This is a genomic window from Clostridium sp. (genome assembly GCF_032552055.1).
Classification (GTDB): Bacteria; Bacillota; Clostridia; order Clostridiales; family Clostridiaceae; genus Clostridium.
In genome coordinates, this window is sequence record NZ_JAWGSV010000306.1 from 1 (window position 1) to 3,394 (window position 3,394).

Here is a 3,394-nt window from a genome sequence, read left to right on the forward strand (position 1 = left end):
GAAGAAAACTATCATGCCTTTAGATTCTAATAAATCAGTATGGATTTATGATAAGAAGATATATTTACCATCAGAAAAACAATTAAAATATTATAAAGGTATTTATGAAAAGCTAAAAGAAAAAGATAATTTAGTTTATAAAGATACAGATGAAAATCTTAAAAAGCTATTAGTTATCTTAGGAGAAGTTTCTAAAAATGTTATTATAGATGAAAGTATAAAAGATGAAATAAACAAGGTTAATACGCCTAAATTTTATATATCAAAAGAAGGCTCTAATATAATTTGCAGTTTTAAAATAGATTATATTAATAATTTAGAAGGAATTAAGGACGAAAGAAATATAGAGAAATTAGAAATGGCTCTTGAAAAATATAGGTTTATAAAGAGAGATAATAAATTTATATTTATAGGTAATGATGAAGATAATTATGTTTTATTAAAGGAAGGATTAGAGTATTTAAATAAAATAGGAAGGGTTATATTAGCTAAAGATTTTAAAGATATAAGCCTTATTGATTATAAGAGTATTGTAAGTGCAATTAAAGAATATGATGGAAGATATTATTTTGAGTATAAAGTAGAAGGCTTAGAATATGAAGAAATTCCAGATGCTTTAAGAGAAATGAAGATGGGAAGTCTTTTTTATAAAACTAAAAAAGATAGGTTGCTAGATTTAAGAGATATAAGAGTAAATACATTCTTAAGTACCATAGAAGAGTTGAATTTATTTGGTGATGCATATAAAGAAGAAATTTGTGTAGATAAGTTTAATTTGCTACATTTGGAAAATAAGATGAATAATAATAGACTTCCATTTATCTCAGGAGAAGAAAAAATAAATATTTTAGTAGATAATCTAAAAAATAAAGATAAGGAATATAAGGTGCCAGAAAATTTAAATGCAAAGCTTAGGGAATATCAAATAATAGGGTATAACTGGCTTAGGTCAATTGAGGATTTAGGCTTTGGAGGGATACTTGCAGATGATATGGGAGTAGGTAAAACTATTCAAACTATAACTTTATTATTATCTAAAAAGGGAAAGAGAAGTTTAATAATTACACCAACTTCAGTTTTATATAATTGGGAAAGTGAATTTAAGAAGTTTGCACCTAGTTTAAAGATTGGGATTATTCATGGGAGCTTAAAAGATAGAACCAACCTTTTAGAGGATTATAATAATTATGATGTTTTATTAACTACATATGGAACAATAAGAAGAGATGTATCCTTATATGAAGATAAGAATTTTGATTTTTGTATAATTGATGAAGGACAAAATATTAAGAATAAAAAATCTAAGATTTCAGAAGCTGTTAAATCAATAAATGCTAATACTAAAATAGCTTTAACTGGAACTCCAATAGAAAATAACTTATTAGAATTATGGTCAATATTTGATTTTATAATGCCAATGTATTTATTTTCTGAAGAAAAATTTAAAGAGAAGTTTGTAAAGGGCAGTGATGAAGAGTTAATAGAATTAAAGGAGCTTATTTCTCCCTTTATATTAAGAAGGCTTAAGGAAGATGTATTAGAGGAATTACCTGAAAAAATAGAAAAAGAATATATAATTCCTATGGCAACTAAGCAAAGACAAGTTTACAATTCTGCTATGAAAGAAATTAAAATTAAGCTTAAGGAAAACAAGGATAATAAGATATTAATACTTTCTTATCTTACAAAACTAAGACAATTATGCTTAGATCCTTCATTATTAATTGAAGATTTCAAAGAAGAAAGCTCTAAGATAAAGGCTGTAGAAGAAATAGTTAATGAGGGATTAGTATCTAATAAGAAGATAATTATATTTTCTCAGTTTACTTCAGCCTTAAGTAAAATAGGAAATAAATTAAAGGATAATGATATAGAATACTTATATTTAGATGGAAGTGTAAAGGCAAAGGAAAGACTAAAACTAGCTAAGGAATTTAATGAAGGAAATACAAATGTATTTTTAATTTCATTAAAGGCAGGGGGAGTAGGGCTTAACTTAACAGGAGCAAATATAGTTGTCCACTTCGATCCTTGGTGGAATCCAGCTGTAGAGGATCAAGCTACAGATAGGGCATATAGAATAGGACAAAAGAATGTAGTAGAAGTTATAAAGTTAATTTCAAAGGATACTATAGAAGAGAAAATTATAAAATTACAAGAAGAAAAGAAAGAATTAATAAGTAAGGTCATAGATGGAGATATCCTAAAGGGAGATAAACTAAATTCAATTACAGAAGAGGAATTACTAAATCTTTTTAGTTAGTAGATAGATATGGGTATATAGGCTAGATACTTCAAATTAATAACCTGGTTTTATTAGATAAAAATATGAGGTGGGTTAATTATACAAGAAACTGCCATAAAATTAAAATAAAAAAGTAATAGTTAAAAATGAAGAACTAAAAATTAATGAAAAACTCTTAGTGGAGTTTTGAAAATAATGAATAAAATAATTTGGAACAAATTACTTTAAAAAGATTTTTTAAAACTCATAAATAAGTTTTTTCATTAATTTTTCATTTTTAATTCTTCATTTTACATTATTATAATGACTGTTATTTTTCAGTTCCATTAATTAATCTCTTTATATTAGCTCTATGTCTCCAGAAACAAAGAACAGCTGTTATAAATGTTGATATAACTAAGTATTTATCATATCCTAAAAGCCAAGTAGAGACGCATAAAACTACAGCGGCAGTTAATGATCTAATAGAAACTATTTTTGTGAAAAGTTTTAGACCAAAGAAGACTATAGCTGTAATTATAAAAGCTTTAGGTACTATAAACATAAATGCAGCAGCAGAAGTTGCAACTCCTTTACCACCTTTGAACTTTAGGAAGATAGTATAGTTATGACCTAATATAGCTGCTAATGCAACTAGTCCTAAACTTAAGCTTTTATTAGTTGTTAATATATTATTAGCTAATAGAATTTGTGTTAAAACTACTGGTAATATTGCTTTTAACATATCTAATATAGCTGTTATTTTTCCAATCTTTTTACCTGCTACTCTCCTGACATTTGTAGCTCCTATATTTCCACTTCCATAATCTCTTACATCTTTATTTAATTTTTTCTTAACTATAATGTATCCACTAGGTATAGATCCCATAATATAACTTAAAATAATTAATAATGCTAACATAATAAACTCCTATAAACTTTGAATCTTAATAAAATTAAAACAATATTATATATACCTTTCAATTAATAATCTACACCTATATTTTTACAAAATTGTAAGTTTAAACATTCTTTAGTAAATTATATAAATAGAAAGCGTAGATTAAAATAATATTGTATGTCTACTAAAATAATATTATTTTAGATTTAGAAAATATACAAGAGAAATTTAATGTTATTCATTAAAAATATATATAAGTTGTAATAAAG

Annotated in this window: 2 protein-coding genes; one reads left to right on the plus strand and one right to left on the minus strand. The window is 25.1% G+C overall.

What is annotated here, in order from left to right:
• A partial coding sequence (locus E6248_RS14635; protein WP_316341518.1) for a DEAD/DEAH box helicase occupies positions 1-2,263 on the plus strand: 2,263 nt, incomplete at its 5' end.
• Between the two features lie 292 nt (positions 2,264-2,555).
• Here the strand turns inward: E6248_RS14635 and plsY are convergent.
• Complete coding sequence (gene plsY / locus E6248_RS14640; RefSeq protein WP_316341519.1) at positions 2,556-3,146, minus strand: glycerol-3-phosphate 1-O-acyltransferase PlsY; 591 nt, start codon at positions 3,144-3,146, stop codon at positions 2,556-2,558.
• Positions 3,147-3,394: the final 248 nt, after the last annotated feature.